17 protein-coding genes and 1 tRNA gene are annotated in these 18,689 nt (G+C 47.4%); 14 read left to right on the top strand and 4 right to left on the bottom strand.

What is annotated here, in order from left to right; genetic code table 11:
* Window positions 1-56: 56 nt before the first annotated feature.
* Together ACI955_RS07200 and ACI955_RS07195 are read right to left on the bottom strand one after the other, a co-directional pair.
* Window positions 57-599 (bottom strand): response regulator transcription factor, encoded by a 543-nt coding sequence (locus tag ACI955_RS07200; RefSeq protein ID WP_415243060.1) that lies wholly within the window; start codon window positions 597-599, stop codon window positions 57-59.
* Entirely contained in the window at window positions 596-1,870 is a 1,275-nt protein-coding gene (locus tag ACI955_RS07195; RefSeq protein WP_415243059.1) for an ATP-binding protein, read from the bottom strand. The genes ACI955_RS07200 and ACI955_RS07195 overlap by 4 nt, the downstream gene beginning before the upstream one ends.
* Before the next feature lie 161 nt (window positions 1,871-2,031).
* On the opposite strand from ACI955_RS07195, the gene ACI955_RS07190 reads away from it, so the two are divergent.
* From ACI955_RS07190 to ACI955_RS07175, 4 genes are all read left to right on the top strand, one after another.
* Window positions 2,032-3,063 carry a transporter gene (locus ACI955_RS07190; RefSeq protein WP_415243058.1) on the top strand — a complete coding sequence of 344 codons (1,032 nt, stop codon included), beginning with the start codon at window positions 2,032-2,034 and terminating at the stop codon, window positions 3,061-3,063.
* A 98-nt stretch (window positions 3,064-3,161) separates the two neighbouring features.
* Window positions 3,162-3,704 carry a PepSY domain-containing protein gene (locus tag ACI955_RS07185; protein WP_415243057.1) on the top strand — a complete coding sequence of 181 codons (543 nt, stop codon included), beginning with the start codon at window positions 3,162-3,164 and terminating at the stop codon, window positions 3,702-3,704.
* A 439-nt stretch (window positions 3,705-4,143) separates the two neighbouring features.
* The gene (locus ACI955_RS07180) at window positions 4,144-5,034 is read left to right on the top strand and encodes a TIGR01777 family oxidoreductase (protein ID WP_415243056.1); all 891 of its coding nucleotides are present in this window, start codon (window positions 4,144-4,146) and stop codon (window positions 5,032-5,034) included.
* Between the two features lie 170 nt (window positions 5,035-5,204).
* On the top strand, window positions 5,205-5,336 hold the full coding sequence (locus ACI955_RS07175; protein ID WP_415243055.1) for a hypothetical protein: 132 nt from the start codon (window positions 5,205-5,207) through the stop codon (window positions 5,334-5,336).
* A 76-nt stretch (window positions 5,337-5,412) separates the two neighbouring features.
* On the opposite strand, the gene ACI955_RS07170 is transcribed toward ACI955_RS07175, so the two are convergent.
* Complete coding sequence (locus ACI955_RS07170) at window positions 5,413-6,570, bottom strand: FAD-dependent oxidoreductase (protein WP_415243054.1); 1,158 nt, start codon at window positions 6,568-6,570, stop codon at window positions 5,413-5,415.
* 790 nt (window positions 6,571-7,360) lie between these two features.
* On the opposite strand from ACI955_RS07170, the gene ACI955_RS07165 reads away from it, so the two are divergent.
* From ACI955_RS07165 to ACI955_RS07150, 4 genes are all read left to right on the top strand, one after another.
* Entirely contained in the window at window positions 7,361-7,915 is a 555-nt protein-coding gene (locus ACI955_RS07165) for a hypothetical protein (protein WP_415243053.1), read from the top strand.
* Window positions 7,912-9,072 carry a hypothetical protein gene (locus tag ACI955_RS07160; RefSeq protein ID WP_415243052.1) on the top strand — a complete coding sequence of 387 codons (1,161 nt, stop codon included), beginning with the start codon at window positions 7,912-7,914 and terminating at the stop codon, window positions 9,070-9,072. The genes ACI955_RS07165 and ACI955_RS07160 overlap by 4 nt, the downstream gene beginning before the upstream one ends.
* Before the next feature lie 2 nt (window positions 9,073-9,074).
* On the top strand, window positions 9,075-11,921 hold the full coding sequence (locus ACI955_RS07155) for an EAL domain-containing protein (protein WP_415243051.1): 2,847 nt from the start codon (window positions 9,075-9,077) through the stop codon (window positions 11,919-11,921).
* A 376-nt stretch (window positions 11,922-12,297) separates the two neighbouring features.
* Window positions 12,298-12,573 (top strand): hypothetical protein, encoded by a 276-nt coding sequence (locus ACI955_RS07150; RefSeq protein WP_415243050.1) that lies wholly within the window; start codon window positions 12,298-12,300, stop codon window positions 12,571-12,573.
* Window positions 12,574-12,938: 365 nt separating this feature from the next.
* On the opposite strand, the gene ACI955_RS07145 is transcribed toward ACI955_RS07150, so the two are convergent.
* Window positions 12,939-13,025: transfer RNA gene (locus tag ACI955_RS07145), tRNA-Leu, on the bottom strand.
* A 121-nt stretch (window positions 13,026-13,146) separates the two neighbouring features.
* Between ACI955_RS07145 and rnr the strand changes: the two genes are divergently transcribed.
* The 6 genes from rnr to rplI all read left to right on the top strand — a co-directional run bounded on the left by rnr (window position 13,147) and on the right by rplI (window position 18,619).
* The gene (gene rnr, locus ACI955_RS07140) at window positions 13,147-15,666 is read left to right on the top strand and encodes a ribonuclease R (protein WP_415243049.1); all 2,520 of its coding nucleotides are present in this window, start codon (window positions 13,147-13,149) and stop codon (window positions 15,664-15,666) included.
* Window positions 15,667-15,674: 8 nt separating this feature from the next.
* On the top strand, window positions 15,675-16,424 hold the full coding sequence (gene rlmB / locus ACI955_RS07135; protein ID WP_415243119.1) for a 23S rRNA (guanosine(2251)-2'-O)-methyltransferase RlmB: 750 nt from the start codon (window positions 15,675-15,677) through the stop codon (window positions 16,422-16,424).
* A gap of 142 nt (window positions 16,425-16,566) precedes the next feature.
* Entirely contained in the window at window positions 16,567-17,013 is a 447-nt protein-coding gene (gene rpsF / locus ACI955_RS07130; RefSeq protein ID WP_415243048.1) for a 30S ribosomal protein S6, read from the top strand.
* 26 nt (window positions 17,014-17,039) lie between these two features.
* Complete coding sequence (gene rpsR, locus ACI955_RS07125) at window positions 17,040-17,267, top strand: 30S ribosomal protein S18 (protein ID WP_368374966.1); 228 nt, start codon at window positions 17,040-17,042, stop codon at window positions 17,265-17,267.
* 17 nt (window positions 17,268-17,284) lie between these two features.
* On the top strand, window positions 17,285-18,133 hold the full coding sequence (locus tag ACI955_RS07120) for a hypothetical protein (RefSeq protein WP_415243047.1): 849 nt from the start codon (window positions 17,285-17,287) through the stop codon (window positions 18,131-18,133).
* 39 nt (window positions 18,134-18,172) lie between these two features.
* Window positions 18,173-18,619, top strand: a complete 447-nt coding sequence (rplI, locus tag ACI955_RS07115) for a 50S ribosomal protein L9 (RefSeq protein WP_415243046.1) — start codon at window positions 18,173-18,175, stop codon at window positions 18,617-18,619.
* The last annotated feature ends 70 nt before the right edge of the window (window positions 18,620-18,689 follow it).

Below are 18,689 nucleotides of genomic sequence, written 5' to 3'. Positions count from 1 at the left end.
CCGCACTGTTTTGCAGTGCGGTTTTTTTTGGTCTGAAGAAGTCTATTTATAGTGCTTTATGACTTAACCGGGCGTTTTTGCAATTTGCGTTGCAAGGTCCGTCGATGCATACCTAGTTGACGGGCGGTTTCAGAAATATTGCCGGCGTTCTCGCTCAGTATCCGCTGGATATGTTCCCACTCTATGCGATCCAGAGAAGGGGGGCTAAGGGTGTCGACCGGGTCATCGCTATTCACGGTATTGCCATCAAAAGCTGAGAGAATTTCCCTCGTTCCTGCGGGTTTTTGTAAATAATTTTCGGCGCCCATTTTAATGGCGTCTACCGTGGTGGCAATGCTGGAATAACCAGTGAGAACAATCATGCGCAGCTGCGGGAAACGCTGGCGCAACATCGGAATAAGACTAAGCCCCGAACGTGTTTCCAACTTCAAATCGATTACGGCCTTATCGGGCGTGAAGTCGTCGCAGCGCAACAGTGCTTCATCTACGCTATGCGCGACAGCAACCACATATCCTCGGCGTTCCAGTGAGCGACTTAGAATGGTGCCAAAGGTGACATCATCGTCAACTAATAAAAACTTTTCTCCGTTTTGGCTCATACCTGCCTCTGTACTTTATTTAGCGGCAACCGCAGCTCTACGCGGCTGCCGCCGCCCTCGCGTTGCTGCCAGCTTAAAGTGCCGCCGTAGCGATTAGCGGTTGCGTTGCTCAGAAATAAACCTAAACCTCGGCCCTTACCTTTAGTGCTAACAAAGGCCTTGGTCAGCATGGCCGCTTGCTCAGGGTTAATGCCTGGGCCGCGATCCTTAATAGCAAATATCAGTTCACTATCCGTGTGGTGTAGTTTCATGTGTATCTTGTCAGGGCAGACATCGGCGGCATTGTTTAATAAATTAAGTATAGCTTGGGCAACGGTACCGTCGAGATGCAGCGCGATGGCGGCGGTATCATCGTCGATGGCGGTAAGGAGTTCGCAGTCGGGGCGCAAGATTTGCCAGCGCGCTATTAATTCCGCCAAATATTGCCCGGCGTGAACAGTGATAAATTCACCTTCGCTAAGGTCGCGAGCGGTGATTACTAATTTAGTCAGAATGTTTTTGCACTGATCAAGTTGCTGCTCAAGTAAATAAATGTCGCCGGCCTGGTCTGGATCTTCTTGGTCGGCTAAATCTTGAAGTAGCACTTTCATCGTTGAAAGCGGCGTAGCAAGTTCATGGGCCGTCCCAGCAGCGAGGGTGGCAACCGCGAGCAATTGTTCATCCTGAAGCCGATGTTCCCGGCTAAGTGCTAACTCGTTCTCGCGTTGGCGCAGGCGATGCGCCATTTTAAATACGAAATAGCTAATAAGGAGGGCGCTGACCAGAAAACTCGCCCACATGCCTAATATGTGGGTATTTGGCGCCATGCTGTGCTGGTGATGAAGTGGCGATACCGCCTCAAGAGGAATGAAGAAAAATAATAGAAGGCTATAGGATAATGACGCCAGCGCGCTCAAGGTCCAAGCATAGGCCCATGGTAATGTTGCAGCAGAAATACACAGGGGCACCAACAAGTAAGAAATAAAGGGATTGTTCGCGCCGCCTGAGAAATAGAGCACGGCACTAAAACCAATAATGTCGACGCACAAGTGGACGAATAACTCGATATCAGTCACCGGCCAACTGCGAAAACTACGCCACCAACTGAATAGTGCAAATACCCAAATGGCACCGAGTAGCAGCTTGAGCATCACATAAGGTAGTAGCCAACCTAGCTGGGATTCAGCGTAGAGCACCGCGCCGAACTGTCCCGCAATCACTAGGCTTCTAATAATGCAGAGGCCCCGTAGATTAGCGGTGTTAGGGTTTAAGTTGGTTTTTTGTGATGCCATGTCGGATCGCAAATCTATTCAGTGTGTTATCGAATTTCAATTATACGCATGTCTTGTGAGTAGCGCCGAAACCTTGATGCGACACTTTGTCGCATCCTCCCCGCGGCACCGGCTTGTTACACTTGCCATCCTTAATACCATTGACCAAAAAGGCACGCTGTATGCGCAAGACTCTCATTGTGATGGCATTTCTTGCTTCGTCATCGTTGTTGGCCCACGAATCTGCTAATAGTGCGCCATTGGCGTCTGGCGCAATATCGCACGCGCCGCTCGGCGTCATGGGAGATCACACCCACAAGGCCGGTGAGTGGATGGTGTCCTATCGCTTTATGCGCATGGAGATGGATGGCAATCTTGATGGTAGCCAAACGCGTTCTGCCAGCCAGATTACGGGCACCATGATGAATCCCGGGCCGTATATGGTGGCGCCGCGCAAAATGACCATGGATATGCATATGTTTGGGGCTATGTATGCGCCAAATAACAAGGTCACTTTGATGGTGATGCTGCCTTTGCTAAAAAATGAAATGGACCATGTGACCCGGATGGGGGCCATGTTTACAACGGAGTCAGAGGGAGTGGGCGACCTAAAAGTGAGCGCTCTGGTCAATGTCTATCATTCGCTTGATCGGCGTCATCGCTTGCACCTCAACCTTGGCCTAAGCTTGCCCACCGGCTCGATCGATGAGCGCGACGACACCCCAGCCATGAACAAGGCCTTATTGCCTTACCCTATGCAGTTGGGTTCGGGCACCTATGACTTGTTACCGGGAATAAGCTATCAAGCCTATTCGAGCCAGTATAATTGGGGCGCACAGTTAATGATGACTCATCGGCTTTCGGAAAATGACAATGATTACACGCTGGGTGACAGATACGAGCTTAATGCATGGGTGGCGCGCAGCTGGTCGCCGTCGCTAAGTAGTTCTCTGCGACTTAAGCACAGCAGTTGGGATAATATCGACGGCCGCAACCCTGAATTAAATCCAATGATGGTGCCTACCGCCGATCCTAATGCTCAAGGTGGTGAGCGCAGTGATATTGCCATTGGCACAAATTACTTGTTCACCGCTGGTAGCTTGAAGGGCCAGCGCTTGGCGTTGGAATACAGTGTGCCGTTTTATCAGGAATTGGATGGTCCACAAATGGAAGTTCACTCGGCACTAAATATTGGCTGGCAATACGCATTTTAAACCCGTTTTCGCGATGAATTTTTTGCGAGGTATGGGTGCAAGTGAGCGAGTAAACAGCGATAATTCAAGACTATTTTCACTGCTGAGAGTATCGCCTGATGTCGCGCAAACTATTTGTATCTGTTCATCTGTACCTAGCAGCTTTTTTCTCACCTATCGTCATTATTATGGCGGTGTCAGGTGGATTGTATCTACTTGATTACAAGGGCGAAACAAGCAGCACGATGGTTGGGCAGATTACTGGCGCGCGCCTTGATGCTGACAGTGAGACACTCAAGGCCGATGTGGCGGCGTTATTAGCTTCCCTCAATATCATCGATGCTCGGATTGAAGAGGTGCGGGCTCGCGGTGACAGTTTTAATACCCGCCCTTCAAGTCGAGTAAATTATACCTTGAGACAAACAGATACCGGTGTTGAGGTTGAAGAGCTTAATCCTAATTTGCAGGCCATTGTGATGGAGCTTCATAAAGGCCACGGCCCTGCAATCTATGTGGTGATGCAGAAAATATTTGCGCTGGGCTTGGTGTTGATCATGTTGAGCGGTTTGTATCTGGGGTGGATGTCGCCCATGTATAGAGGCAAAACTCTGTTACTTAGCGGACTTGGCGTGTTGGTGTTTTTCTCCCTAGTGTTGATCTAGTTACTCAGCAATATCCAGTCTAAATTCACTAATGACCTGCGCAGCTTTGACCTCAATGCTGGCGGTATAAGCTTAGGGCGCGCCAGGGGCCTATTTTTCACCTTCATGCTTTCTCTAGTTTGAGGGTGAACACAACTAAATGCCGCCTATCGTCCGGCAGTCCTCCCTCAATATTTTTCTTATTTAATGCCTTGGTATTTTAATCTGCTATGCTATCTACAGAATGCTTGATCCGTCTAAGCATAAATCCGGCAGGGATATTTTTGAACGTTCAAATATCCAATTACCGCTTATCTACGTAACAGAATCAGCGACGGTTTGACCTAGTGTGGCAGGCAGTAGTCTGCACACGATGAAGAGCTATATATCGCGTTTCAAGAAATATCGAGTGCAGCTAAGTCAGATAGCGGTGGCTATACGCTCACACGGGAGGAGTGTGATGAAGGTATTAATAACAGGTGGAACAGGCTTGATTGGCTCGGCATTGATAAGCAGTGCAGAGGGTTTTGAATTTACTGTGCTTACCCGAGCTATTGGCAAGGCAAAATCGATCTTGCCTGCGTCGGTCAAATATATTGACTCCCTCGCTAACCTTCACAATTTAGATGAATTTGACGCTGTTATTAATCTCGCCGGTGAGCCCATCATTGGTAAGCGCTGGAGCGACCAGCAGAAAGACCAGATCTGTCAAAGTCGCTGGCAGATTACTGAGGAGCTGGTTCAACTATTCGCTCACAGCAAGATGCCGCCCAAGGTCTTTATCAGTGGTTCCGCCATTGGAGTTTATGGAGACCGCGGGGATGAGTCCTTAACTGAAGTGTCTTCTATAGCCGAGCGTGATTTTTCGACTATGTTGTGCCAGCGCTGGGAGAGCATCGCCAAGCAGGCAGAGCCTTATACTCGTGTGGTTTTACTTCGAACCGGTATTGTCTTATCCGCACAGGGGGGAGCGTTGGCAAAAATGCTGCTGCCTTTTAAGTGTGGTTTAGGTGGTCGTATTAGTTCTGGGCAGCAATATATGGCGTGGATTCATTATCTTGACCACATCAACGCCATCCACTTTCTGCTAAACGAAACGAATATTTCCGGGCCGGTAAACCTCGTTGCGCCGAATGCTGAAAAGAATATGGTTTTCACTCAAGTACTCGCCAAGACTTTACATCGTATGGCGATTTTCCCCATGCCTAAAATAGTCTTACGCTTGCTGTTGGGAGAAGCCTCAAGTCTGCTTTTGGATAGTCAAAAAGTATTACCGCAAACACTCTTGAACCGAGGCTTTGTTTTTAAATTTAATAAGTTAAGACCTGCATTGATAGATTTAGTGGGCTAGAGCGATATGGGGCTGGTGTAAGAAGGCCGTAGTTAGGCTCAATAATAGAGCGTTTTTTTCTGATCAAATTACTAATTTTGGAAAATAAAGCCGATGAGTACTGAATTATATTCTGATATAAGGGAAGGGTTATGAACGATACATCGGCTCGACTGCCATGTAGGGGTTGTATGAGTAACTGCATAAATTACGCAATTTGCGATGGTCGCTTATGGCGGATTGGCTTAGGAAATGATGATTCCAATAAAACTATTACGGATAAATCAGGGGATGCCGAAAAGGCAAAAAAAGCGGCACTGTAAACAGTGCCTCATCCACCGAAGCCTAATGATCGCGGAGGTTTAAGCGATTGATACAGGATGTCGGTTAATATCTTCGCTATCCATCCAGGTCAGAAAATTTTGCCATAAAGCGGCGGTCTATGGCGTCTTTCCACCGCCACACCCAGCTCCCGCGCAAGGCTGGCCAAAATCGTCGATGGGCGATAGCGTATTTATCGCCAAGGGCGAGTATCCCTAAAAAATGGCGCTGCGGACGATGTGATTCCAGGGGCTGGTTTTTTAATTTATTCTGTAAATTTCGAAACAGCACGGGGCCCTGCCTAACAGCAAAAACACCGGCGTGGGGTCTTGGGTTATTGTATTGCTGAGCAATGTCTCCGGCGGCAAAAACAAAGTCATGGCTACGAGATTGCAGGGTGTCATTGACGCTAATAAAACCGCGCTTATCGGTCTCCAGTCCAGATTTCTTAGGCCATGCGGCAGCGTTTGCGTTTGTACACCAAAATATATGATCGCTTTTTATGATTGGCATTGCATCGCAATGTATTGTGCCGAGACTTAATTTCGTAACATCACAGTTTTTCTTAAGTTGAATATCTGCATTTGATAATGCCGAGAGAACTCGCTTGCGAATGCGGAACGGAAAATTTAATAATGGCTCCTCACCGCGATATACCAGCTGCAGTTTTACCGGGACTTTGACGTCCCGACATTCAGATATAGCATACTGCATCGCTAAAACTAGCTCGACGCCGGCAGCGCCACCGCCGACTACCGCGATAGATTTTTCCGTGCTGGTATTGCTGAGTTCTTGCAGGATATGTTGCCAGCGTGGGTAGAACTCACTAATAGGCTTTACCGCCGTAGAAAATTCCTTGGCGCCGGCAATGTCCAAGTCAGGAGTGATACCGCTGTTTATAGATAATAAGTCAAACTTGATGGGCTGCTCACTATCATTTATTTGTAGCTCTTTTGCCTCAAGATTAATCCCGGTCACACTGTGTTGAATAAACGTCGCACCCGCAAATTTACAGAGCTCGACTAAATCAATGTGAGCGTCTGGTGCCGTGTAATGGCCGGCGACGAGGCCTGGCAGCATGCCGGAGTATGGGGTTTGTTGCTGGGAGGATATCAACGTGATCTTTACTCCTACTAGTGGATTTAAACCCCACAGCTTGAGGACAAAGACGTGAGCGTGACCGCCGCCGATAAGAACCAACTCTTGTGAGTCCCTGATTAGTTTGGCGTTTTCCATAAGCTTATATTTTCCGCCATAGTGAGTTTGAATAGATTCAGTGGCTTAAGGTTATATTAGTTCTCTTTAGCTAAGGGTGTGCTGAGGTCTTAATATTCACCACCGCGGCAATGTCCTAGACAGACAGACTTACTGATTTTTCAACGCCTGCGTCATCAAAGTGGCAGCGATAAGTATAAAGACGTATTGGTATTGCCTGAGTGATGAAACGCGCTATATTCACAGGCATTTACGCAATTATATGTCGCCAGTGATAACAAGGAAGTCTGCGATTAAACGACCCAGCTTTAAGGTGCCAGCAGTGTTTTGTTCGGATAATCACCTATTGTCGTGACGACGCCGGCCCAGCATCATAAAGCTTGTAGTGATAAAGGGCTATTATCTCGATTTAAAAGGTCCTTTTAGCAGAATTGCCTATACTTGGATTCAATCTATACTTAGGTATTAAAATAGTAGCGCGCGTGGTGAGGTTTTGGCAGAGGAGGGTATCCTTGTGTCTAGTTGAAGATGGCTGAGATAGTTGGTTGTTGTGTGTATGTCTATATACCGATGCTGACCCAGTGGCGAAAACAAGGTTTTTTTTCTTAAATTGTAATAAAAAAGATAGTATTCGGAACCTTAGAGAACCATTGTGACTCACTTTCTCAAGGAAGTTCTTTCTCTAATATAAAGACGTCATAACAGGGTGACGAGATGGTGTATTCGAACGAGCTGCTAAAGAAGGAAGTCGCCGTCTCTTTGAATGATATGAATAAGAATTTTGATCAAGGCATCGATACGGAGTAGTTGCGTGAATGCCGCTGCAGGAGCAGTTGTGAAAAATCTCGAAATATCAGCATGTGCTAAATCATGCAAATTACAAGTAGCCCCCTTCTTAATGTGTGCCTTATTGGCTTCATTCTCTTGCCATAACTACGCCGAGGTTACCCTCACCGCTCTTAATGACGGCGATATCGTTGTCTTAACGCATGCAGATGTAAAGACTGGCGAACTTAATTTAAATAATCTGAGAGCCATATTTTCAATACGTAAAAGAAGCTGGGATAACAAGATTCCGATAAAGGTCTATGTGCTTCCAGATAAAAACGAAATTCATCAAAAGTTTTGTAAAACCATTCTCAAAGTATATCCCTATGTGCTTCGAGAGCAGTGGGATAGGTTGATATTTAGTGGTACAGGGATACCGCCTACTACTGTCGATACTGAAGAAGAGCTGCAGGAAATGGTTAATGCGACCCCAGGCGCCATCGGATATGCCATTGTCAATTCTCCTGTACTTGCCTCAAATCTAGAAATCCGATCGCCAACAGTCTCAGTTATTGAATCCGCAGGGAGTGCACAATGATGCCAATTATTTTCAAAAAATATCTCCTGCGCTTGATGCTCGCAATATTGGTTTTCTTTATATCCAGCGAGGCACTATCCCAGGACGACAATGACTTACAGTTTCACGGATTTCTATCGCAGGCCTATTTACTAAGTAATGGTAATAATTTCTATGGAGACAGTTTGCGTGGGAGTACGGATTATAGAGAGATGGCCCTTACCAGCACCTGGCGGGTCACTCCTGCTTTAAATTTTGCTGGGCAATTAATAAGTCGAGACGCGGGCAGTACCGACAACGGTGAGGTGAATATAGACTTTCTTTTTGCCGACATTAAAGCCATAGAGAATGATATGTCTGGGCTTGGTTTTAGAATTGGGAGGGTGCGCAACGCCTACGGATTCTACAACGACACCCGCGATGTACTGTTTACCAGGCCAAGCATTTTAATGCCTCAATCGGTCTACTTTGAAGGCAATGGCTTGCGTGAACTATTTTTCGCCAGTGATGGAGTGCAGCTATATAGCTATTGGGATGCAAAAAAGAATTCAACGACATTCAATTTTACCTTAGGGCGTAATAAGAGTCTTTCAGCAGACGTTCTTAAAAATCTATTTGGCCAAGGTGCAGCTATTATTCACACTGCGGAATTTAAAACGCCGATATTCGCACAAATTCTCCACTCAAGGAATGGCGGCGATAGTAAAATAGCGTTCTCTATGCTTAATGTTCACCTAGACTTACGGTCTAGTTCTGCCGGCGTCGCGGACATCACCCTAGATGCCACTGGCTATGTTATCTCGGCACAGAAAAATATGGCTACTTGGACGCATACCGCCGAATACAGTTTGATCACTACGGATTTCAGAACGTCACAAGGCGCTAAGAATACTGAGATCGAATCCGCGTATTTACAAACCCAGTATCGAGTGCGGTCAGATATAACCTTGACCGGTCGTTACGAGTACATTGTACTTGATCGTGATCTACGCAATGAAACGGATAGTCATCATTTAGTAGTGGGCGTACGGTGGACTCCAACACCAAATTGGATTATTGACGTCGATGTCTACGGGATACGGGGCGTCTCAGGCATACCGGGAGTAGATAATGCTAACAATATGCCGCTTGATCAGCGTACTGAAATTTTTGCTGTGATGCTAGGGTATCGTTTTTAAGAATGTTAAAACGGATTCGAAATGTATTTACCCAGCCTGCTAATTCTGCTGTTAATTTTGGTCTGCAGCGAAAATTAAGTATTGTCCTTTTTTTAGGCGTGACTCTGGTGATGATCGCGCACGGTTATATAAGTTTTGTGCAAATTGTTGATTCACAGAGAGAAAAGATAGAGTCGGATTTGCTGAAGTTGGAAGAGACGTTTCTCGCTGTAAATGAGCGCTCTAGTAAAGAGCTGTTTCGGCTTGCCGACCAAAAAGTAATCCCGAGTGATGATGAAATCAGTAATGGCGACATTACTGCTCCTTCACTCATGTCAGGAATTGAGTCAATATACTACATAAGTAATAGTGGGGACGTTTTAGGAAGATCATTGCAAGATGGATCTAGCATTCGCCCTAGTGAAAGCCAGATTTATTATGCAGCGAACACATTAAAAACTCGTCAGCGTCCGATTGCTACTTTAAGTTGTGTTTTGCAGTGTATCCAGAGCGTGTTTATTCCGATAATTGCTGAGGATGGACGCGAACTCATTATCAATATTAATCGCTCTGCTACCTTACTTGTTCAAGATTTCTATGAGATTACTGGTGCTGATATTGCGTTATTCTCATTCGATCCGTCTAGCGATGTGCTGGCTGTAGAAAAAGTTTATGTAGCCAGTAACGCTAAAGATGTTCGTTTAGTCTTGATAGATATTTTAGATGCAAATAAATTCCCTTCATTAGGTAGCCATAGCTTTTTTGATTCAACGTTTAATGGATATTACAGCGCTAGATTCTTTCAGCTGAGTAATACTGATGGTGTTATTTCCTATGCGGCGGTTATAAAAGATCAAAGCCATATTAGACAGTTACTTAATCACGCAATTAAAAACATTGTATTTTCTGCGTCAATAACGCTCGCACTTATTATTCTGCTTATAAGCCTTGTTCTAAAGCCATCTCTCGATCGACTTATGATGCTCGCGAAGATTCTTCCTATGCTGCCGAGTGGGCAGTTTAAAGATGCGCGGGAAATTCTAGGTCAGCGAATAAGAAAGACAAAATTTTCCGATGAAATAGATGTTGTCCAATATACCGTCGGCGAAGTCATTGAGTCCTTAGAAGAAATGAATGAAAGTGTTGGTCAGCATAGAAATCAGCTTAGATCAAAGATTGATGCGCTTACTGAGGCTCAGGTTTTTAATGAGCTCATATTAGATACCTCACCTCTTGTAGTGATAATTCATGACGGAAACGGAGAGATTCGTAATGTCAATAAGTTAGGCCGAGAGCTCAGCGGTTTACCATCTAAAACTCCAGATAAGGCGAACATAAATACCTGGGTTAGAAATGAGTATCGTAGTAAAACGCTGTCAGCCTCCCTGCATAATTTAAGTGATGTCGTTGGTAAAAAATTACAGGGACAAATGCCGTTTTTTACTGACGATGGCCGCAAGCTGGACTTTTTATGGACACACGCAAGCTTATACATCAATGCCGAGGCCCACATACTATCGATGGGTGTTGATATCACTGAACGTAAAGAGGCAGCGGAGAGTTTGTATTGGTTAGGCCGGCATGATCGGATCACCGGTTTATTAAATCGTAGCAGTTTTATAGAGGCGGCGGGGGATGCTATAGCAAAACACTGCGATCTAAATTTTATTGAGTTGGTCATGTTTGATGTCGATGATTTTGCCTCATTAAATGATCGTTTTGGTTTTGATTCAGGCGATCGACTACTGAACGAGTTAGCTGCGCTTTTGGTCGCTACTCTGCCTCAGGGTTGCGTTGTTGGCAGCACTGGATCTGGTGAGTTCTGCGCGTTTATTCATCACGGGAAAGATTCACAGGAAAGTGCTAAGGATCTGGGTCTCGAACGATTGACCCGTTACACCTTTATCAAGGATGGGGTGAAGGAAGAGGTTTGCATTTCTATTGTGGTTACTAGCTACGATGACACTTTAAGTGGAATAGAGGAGTTGATGTCTAATACGACTTCGACAATGGCAAAGGTGAAGCGCAAAGTTAGAGGTAGTTTGTATTGCGCAGCGGACTCGGATGATACTAGTCGGCAGTTGCGCCAAGAAAAATATCGCATGCGAGAGCAATTACAGTCCGCGCTGAGTAATAATCGCCTTGTTCTTTTTTATCAACCTATTTTAGACTTGAATACCAATAGTATTAGTCATTGCGAATGTTTAGTGCGAATGCTGGATGATGAGGGTGAGTTTATTTCACCAGTTCATTTTTTGGGTATAGCTGCCGAATCTGGGTTAATGCCGCAGTTGGATTTTTCTGTTATGGAAAAAGCGATGCGGCAGCAGCGTATTTGGGAAGACGCAGGTATCGATGTTGGCTTAAGTATTAACATTACGGCGCTTACTTTGGAGCAAGTGGACTTTGAAGCGCGTCTTGCTGACGTTGTTGCACGTACTGGTGCTAATCCGATTCGCCTTATCTTTGAAGTCCTTGAGACTGATGCCCTAGAGAACCTGGGGCAAGCTCAACGACTACTTAACAACTTTAAGAGTGTTGGTGCGAAAGTGGCGCTTGATGACTTTGGAATTGGGTTTACTTCGTTTCAGTATGTGCGGGAATTGCCGGTAGATTATATAAAGATAGATCAGTCATTTGTCCGATTTATTCATGAGCGTGAAAGCGATCAGGTTCTGGTTAAATCGATGGTAGAGATGAGCCATAATCTCGGTAAAAAAGTCATAGTGGAGGGTGTGGAGACTCGGCAGGCACTTGAGATTGTTCGCGATCTCGGCGTGGAATACGTGCAGGGATATTATGTGTGCAGGCCCTTGCCCATCAGCGCCCTTGACCTTTCCCTGTCAATTCGGGATTTTAAGACATCGTAATAATGTTAGCATTCGGTCTTCGAATTTAGACATTTCACCACTTCGCTATCACCTCAACACTTGACGTCTGGACTTCCCAGCGCTCCGTAGACAGTTGCTGCTTATACTGTCGCAGCCCTTATTTAAACGTTAGCTGTGAGTAGAGATGTGAGCGATGAATACACAAAGCAGAGCAATGAAGTCTACGAAGCGGTGGGTAGGACTTTATGTCCGTGGCAAGCTGTCGAAGTACATCTTGCAATGTTCTACGCACAACTACTTGATACTCGTGATACATTCGCCGTTTTTGAGTCTTTTGCGTCCGTGTAAGCCTAAGAAATAAGCTTGCCATACACGAAACGGCGGCAACCGAGTCCTTGGATGTGGAGATAGTGAAATGTCTCAAAACGCTATTGGACAGGGTAAAAGGGCTTCTAGAAAACGCAATAAAATTGCTCATTATATGTGCAGTGCAGTTGGGGGCGGCGACGGGCGAATGGATATATTTCTGGGGCATTGGCCGCGAGACGACGAGCGTTCCGATGTTGTTCGAATAACCGACCTTAAAGACTGGCTAGGGGAATGGGCAGCACCATACAATTCGGTTTTAGATTTCGCTTCTGAGCACGTTAAATTAAGACGGGGAAATGACTGGAATGAAAAACGCAACTAACAAACGCCTGTTGTTGCTCCTGTGGGGCTGTATAAAAACCTACGGACTTCATCGGGTTGTGTGTTTTTGACCGTCCGCGTTTTGCCAATATCGGTCTGGGGTTAAGCGCTCGAAATACTGCTATCTAAAAGCGGCCAGCCTCAGTTTTCACCATAAGTAGACCGAACGGTGCATATCGCGGGGCAGTCTATGCTTCCGAGAGCCGAGAGGCCCCGCGATCATTGAGTCGGCTAAATACTGGTAATTAGTGTTTAATGGTAGAATGTTTTTACTATAATTTGGCTATAGTAAGTTTTTACCATAAGTTGGCCAAAGCGGTCACTTTACGGGTGAATCGACAAAGCGTTGTGAAATTAGGTTTTATTTGGTGCCCAGGAGAGGACTTGAACCTCCACCCCCTTGCGAGGACTAGCACCTGAAGCTAGCGTGTCTACCAATTTCACCACCTGGGCAGGAGATGCGCGGCTAGTATACCGAGGCGCGCAATTTACTGATACAAAGTATTTTTGTCAACGGTTACGTTACACTAGCTAATAATTTTTTAAATCTTTTCTAAACAGGAAGCTCCACTGAATGGCTAAACGCCGCAATGTCCCAGATCCCCATGCTGAACGCGAAGCTTCGCGTTATGAAAATCCCGTCCCAAGTCGCGAGTACATCCTTGAGCAGCTTAAGGATGTCGAAAATGGTTTGAGCCTTTCCCAGTTGCGTCGGCAACTAGAGGTGGATGGTGAAGATCAGGAGGAGGGCTTGCGCCGTCGCGTTAAGGCCATGCTGCGTGATGGTCAGATAATAGAAGGCCGTCGCGGTAGGTTGCGTGCGATAAGCAGCGGCGATGCTATGCTGGGCAGGATTCAGGGGCATCGAGACGGCTACGGTTTTGTCATTATTGATGGCGAGGATGAAGATGTATACCTGGCAAATCGTCAGATGCAACAGGTGTTTGATGGCGACTTGGTGAAAGTGGAAGTAACCGGCGTTGATCAGCGTGGTCGCCGTGAGGGCGTGATTGTCGAGGTTGTTGAGCACAATACCCTGCAGCTGGTCGGCAAGTTAATGATGCATCGCGGCTTACCGCAGGTTGTTCCTGAAAATGCTCGTATTCAGAATTGGTTAGCCTTGGAAGATGCTGATGTTGGTGGTGCCCAAGAGGGCGACTACGTGATGGTTGAGATTACTCAGCAGCCGGGTGCGCGTCAGCAAGCCCGTGGCAAGATTACCGATGTTTTGGGTGATCGTCGCACCGTCGGTGTTGCCACTGAACTCGCGATTCGCAGTCACGATATCCCCTTTGAGTGGCCTGAGGCAGTTGATGAGGAAGCGCGTCGCTTTGGTTCTGAGCCCTTAGAAAAAGACAAAAAGCATCGAGTCGACTTACGCGAGCTCCCACTGGTTACTATTGACGGAGAAGATGCCCGCGATTTTGATGACGCGGTGTATTGCGAACCGAAAAAATCCGGTGGCTGGCGTTTGTGGGTTGCCATTGCCGATGTCTCCCATTACGTTCAAGTGGGTTCGGCTCTGGATGAAGAGGCAAATAAGCGCGCCACCTCTGTCTATTTTCCCGATCGTGTTGTGCCCATGTTGCCGGAGGCGCTCTCTAACGGTTTGTGCTCTTTAAAACCACATGTTGACCGCTTGACCATGGTTTGTGAGATGACTGTCAGTGCGACAGGCAAGCTTAGTGGCTATCAGTTTTTTGAAGGTTTGATTCGTTCTCATGCGCGCCTAACTTACAACGAAGTTGGTGCCTTGCTGAAATTAGAAGATGTGGACCCCAGCTATGATACAGGTAAAAATCACGCGATATTGCCGCATTTAAAGAATTTACAGGCGCTCTATCACGCGCTGCGTAAAGCACGTTCTGAGCGTGGCGCCATCGATTTTGAAACCGTTGAAACGCGTATCATGTTTAACGACGAAAAGCGGATTGAGGCCATTGTCCCGGTCCGTCGTCATGATGCTCATAAGATTATCGAAGAGTGTATGTTGTGCGCGAATGTGGCGACGGCGAAGGCTTTAGATCGCGCCGGGCTAGAGGCGCTGTACCGTGTTCACAATGGTCCGAGCGAGCAAAAGCTCACTAACCTCCGCGAATTCTTGCAGGAGATTGGCCTGGGTTTACGTGGTGGCGTAGAGCCAAGCCCCAAAGATTATCAGTTGTTGCTGTCGAGTTTGGATGGGCGTCCGGATGCGGCGGTGATTCAAACGATGTTGCTGCGCTCTTTGAGTCAGGCGATGTACCAACCTGACAACCAAGGTCACTTTGGTTTGCATTACAGTGGTTATACCCACTTTACGTCACCGATACGTCGTTATCCCGACTTGCTAGTGCATCGTGCGCTTCGGTATTTGGTGCGCAGTGGCGGCGGTGAGGCTGCCAAGTGCTTCCTTAAAGTCGAGGGCGCGCCGGCGCTCAGCCGCAAGAAAATCTATCCCTATGACATGGAAGCACTGGTTGCTCAGGGTATACATTGTTCGATGGCGGAACGCCGCGCCGATGATGCAAGCCGCGACGTTATGGCATTTTTGAAGTGCGAATTTTTACAAGAACATGTTGGTAGTGAGTTCGATGGCGTGATTGCCGCCGTGACTGGGTTCGGCATGTTTGTTGAGCTTAAAGATTTATATATAGAGGGGCTGGTGCATATTTCCGCATTGCCACAGGACTACTATCAGTTCGACCAAGCCCATCAGCGTCTTATTGGTGAGCGCACTCGCCGCACTTTCCAGTTAGGTGACACCCTGCGTGTTCAAGTGATGGGGGTTGATCTAGATCAGCGCAAAATCGATTTAGCTCTGCCTGCCGGGGAGCCTGCCAAGCGGCAGAAGCCCTCAGTTCGAGAAGCTTTGGCAAAGGGCATGGTGCCGCCGGCCTCAAAGAAGAAAGCAAAGTCTGGTCGCGGCAAGGCGCCGGTGGAAAAGGTCGCAGTGGCTAAACGCCGTAGTGAAAAATCTAAGTCAGAGGCGCCTAAGAAATCGTCGTCGACCACTAAAAAAGCACCTGTCACGAACGGAAAGAAAACCGGGGTAGGGGCTAAAAATGCTGCTGCCCGGAAATCGGGCGCTATTAGTAAGCGCCGTGGTCGATAGAGCGAAGTATTGTGACAGAGAAAATATTTGGTATACATGCCGTACAAGCGGTGTTGGCGCGTAGCCCTGAGCGAGTAGTCAGTCTGTACGTTCAAAATGGTCGTGCGGATAAGCGGCTGAAAGACGTATTGAGTTTGGCTTCTTCTTCCTCAACCTCAGTGACTCAGAGGCCTCGGGAAGAGTTAGACAAAATGGTGGAAGGGCGCCATCAGGGCGTGATTGCCTTGGTTGAGCCGGCGCCAGAGTTTCGTGAACAGGATTTGCCTGATTTAGTGGCAGCGGCAGGAAGTGCCGCGCTTATATTAGTGCTTGATGGGGTAACTGATCCGCATAATTTGGGCGCGTGTTTGCGCAGTGCAGATGCCGCTGGTGTCACGGCCGTCATTGCGCCAAAAGACAACTCGGTGGGCTTAGGTGCGACGGTGTTTAAAGTTGCCTGTGGTGCGGCGGATGTTGTGCCCTTTATTCAAGTGACTAATCTTGCCCGCAGCTTGCAGCAAATGCAGCAGGCCGGTATTTGGGTGGTGGGAATGGCTGGCGAGGCAGAGGCGTCGCTCTATGAACGTGATCTCAGGGGGCCTATTGCGGTGGTAATGGGCGCGGAAGGTGCGGGGATGCGCCGACTAACCCGTGAAAATTGTGATTACTTGGCTAAGTTGCCTATGGCCGGGTCGGTTAGCAGTTTAAATGTGTCTGTAGCGACCGGAGTTTGTCTGTTTGAGGTTGTGCGCCAGCGCCAATCTTCATCAATTGGCTAATAATTGTGCGAATTGCTTGCATCTGGCGCCGCCCTTGCCTAAAATCCGCGCTCTTGATTTATGGTAACTCGGGCTAATTTAAAGTCGGAGTTGTCCTCCTTGTCACACCGTAAAGGGTGGCTTAACCCGTAAGGAGCGTTATATGCGTCACTACGAGATTGTGTTCTTGGTTCATCCAGACCAGAGCGAACAGGTACCAGGAATGGTTGAGCGTTATACGCAAGCCATAGAAAAAGACGGTGGTAAAGTTCATCGCCTAGAAGATTGGGGCCGTCGTCAACTGGCTTACCCTATCAACAAAATCCACAAAGCACATTACGTGCTGATCAATGCTGAAGCGTCTGCTGAAGCAGTGGAAGAGTTGACTACTAACTTCCGTTACAACGACGCTGTATTGCGTAACCTCGTTATCCGTTGCGATGAAGCTGTGACTGAAGAGTCTCCGATCATGAAATTGGAAAACGAGAGCCGTGAGCGTCGTAGCCGCAGCGAGCAACGTGTTGAGCGCAGCCGAGATGACTCAGAGTCAACTACAGCTGATGACAGTAGCGAATCTGATGCCGGTAAGGCAGAAGACAACGCTGAATAATTGCGGACTGAGTTAGGAGAATAGTTATGGCACGTTTTTTCCGTCGTCGTAAGTTTTGCCGCTTTACAGCGGAAGGTGTTAAGCAAATTGATTATAAAGATTTGGATACCTTGAAAGCCTATGTTTCTGAGACAGGCAAAATTGTACCGAGTCGTATTACGGGTACTAACGCTAGATACCAGCGCCAATTGTCTACTGCAATTAAGCGCGCGCGGTTCTTGGCGTTGCTGCCTTATACCGACAGTCACCAGTAAGATAACGACCTTATACCATGCGCGCCTTAGCTGAGTTCGTTATGAAAGGGCGCTTGCAGGCAGTAGCTGTCGCAGGCTTGGGCATTGGTACGCTCATTTTTGCCTGGGTCGGTGTTGCCGCAGCGATATTGGTGTTGCTGCGCAAAGGGGTAACTGAAGGCGCTTATGTTGTTTTTTGGGCGCTGTTACCGGCAATTGCAGTGGCAACAATAGGGGCAGATGTTGGCCCCCTGACTATGTTGCTCGGGGCTTTCGCAACCGCTCTTGTGCTTCGTAGTACGGAGCAGTGGGCTAGTGCCTTAAGTATGGCAGTAGCGGTTGGTTTGTTTTCTGCCCTGCTACTTACGCAATTTGCCAATGGCTATTTGGTGTCGCTGCTTGAGCTTGTGCAGCCTATGTTGCAGAGCATGCGGGCGTCTGCGCCAGGAGCGTTGCCGGTAATTACTACTGGTGATGTTGCGGCACTTATCGGCGTGAGTACTGTGTTGTGGAGCACGTTGGCAGTGATGTTGGCGCGCTGGTGGCAATCCTTGCTTTACAATCCTGGCGGCTTTCGCTTGGAAATGTGGCAGCTAAGATTGTCGCCGACAATAACCATCGGCCTTGTGGCGGTGATGTTATTGTTAAGTAAGGTTGGCGGCGATTACCGGTTTTGGGCAGTGATGTGCGTGATGCCTATAGTCATTGCTGGTTTGGCTTTGGTGCATGGTGTTGTTGGTCGGTTAGGCTTAGGCCGCGTTTGGATAATAGTTTTTTACGTAGCGTTGTTAATATTGCAGCCACTTTGGGTGGTGCTGATACTGGCAGCGATTGTCGATAGTTGGATTGATATTAGACGGCGTTTGCCGGTTCGTCCTACACCGTAGGACGACGCAAATGTCGGCGTATTTGAGAGGGTAAGAGCCATGCAAGTGATTCTGCTGGAGAAAATTGGCAAGCTAGGCAATCTGGGCGATCAGGTTAATGTTAAATCTGGTTACGGACGTAACTTCCTGATTCCTTTTGGCAAAGCTGTTCCTGCCACTAAAACTAACGTTGGTGAGTTTGAAACTCGTCGCGCTGAATTAGAAGCCACTGCTATTGAAAAGCGCAGTGCTGCTGACGCACGTGCTTTGAAATTGGCTGCCTTGGCGGTCACTATCGGCGCAAATGCTGGTGATGGCGGTAAATTGTTTGGCTCTATCGGTACTCGCGATATTGCTGATGCAGTGTCTGCTGCCGGCATTGAAGTGAACAAGAGCGAAGTACGTATGCCAAAGGGCCCTATCCGCGACCTAGGTAGCTACGACGTTGCAATTCAAGTTCACAGCGATGTAGTACAAACAGTCAGCATTTCTGTTATTGCTGAGTAAGACTGTTTCGCAATTTAGCTAAATTGGCCGCAGTGAAGTAGCTCTGTGGCATCGCACATGTTGCGTATAT

This window comes from Zhongshania sp. (genome assembly GCF_047636175.1).
Lineage (GTDB): Bacteria > Pseudomonadota > Gammaproteobacteria > Pseudomonadales > Spongiibacteraceae > Spongiibacter.
The sequence above is the reverse complement of the archived record's forward strand: the minus strand, read 5'-3'. Positions and strand labels throughout refer to the sequence as shown.

Bases quoted from the DNA above. Each gene is read 5' to 3' on its own strand.
- ACI955_RS07170 (WP_415243054.1), bottom strand. From the start codon at position 6,570: ATGGAAAACGCCAAACTAATCAGGGACTCACAAGAGTTGGTTCTTATC.
- rplI (WP_415243046.1), top strand. From the start codon at position 18,173: ATGCAAGTGATTCTGCTGGAGAAAATTGGCAAGCTAGGCAATCTGGGC.
- rpsF (WP_415243048.1), top strand. From the start codon at position 16,567: ATGCGTCACTACGAGATTGTGTTCTTGGTTCATCCAGACCAGAGCGAA.
- ACI955_RS07160 (WP_415243052.1), top strand. From the start codon at position 7,912: ATGATGCCAATTATTTTCAAAAAATATCTCCTGCGCTTGATGCTCGCA.
- ACI955_RS07150 (WP_415243050.1), top strand. From the start codon at position 12,298: ATGTCTCAAAACGCTATTGGACAGGGTAAAAGGGCTTCTAGAAAACGC.
- ACI955_RS07175 (WP_415243055.1), top strand. From the start codon at position 5,205: ATGAGTAACTGCATAAATTACGCAATTTGCGATGGTCGCTTATGGCGG.
- rnr (WP_415243049.1), top strand. From the start codon at position 13,147: ATGGCTAAACGCCGCAATGTCCCAGATCCCCATGCTGAACGCGAAGCT.
- ACI955_RS07120 (WP_415243047.1), top strand. From the start codon at position 17,285: ATGCGCGCCTTAGCTGAGTTCGTTATGAAAGGGCGCTTGCAGGCAGTA.
- ACI955_RS07195 (WP_415243059.1), bottom strand. From the start codon at position 1,870: ATGGCATCACAAAAAACCAACTTAAACCCTAACACCGCTAATCTACGG.
- ACI955_RS07200 (WP_415243060.1), bottom strand. From the start codon at position 599: ATGAGCCAAAACGGAGAAAAGTTTTTATTAGTTGACGATGATGTCACC.
- ACI955_RS07185 (WP_415243057.1), top strand. From the start codon at position 3,162: ATGTCGCGCAAACTATTTGTATCTGTTCATCTGTACCTAGCAGCTTTT.
- ACI955_RS07190 (WP_415243058.1), top strand. From the start codon at position 2,032: ATGCGCAAGACTCTCATTGTGATGGCATTTCTTGCTTCGTCATCGTTG.
- rpsR (WP_368374966.1), top strand. From the start codon at position 17,040: ATGGCACGTTTTTTCCGTCGTCGTAAGTTTTGCCGCTTTACAGCGGAA.
- ACI955_RS07180 (WP_415243056.1), top strand. From the start codon at position 4,144: ATGAAGGTATTAATAACAGGTGGAACAGGCTTGATTGGCTCGGCATTG.
- ACI955_RS07155 (WP_415243051.1), top strand. From the start codon at position 9,075: ATGTTAAAACGGATTCGAAATGTATTTACCCAGCCTGCTAATTCTGCT.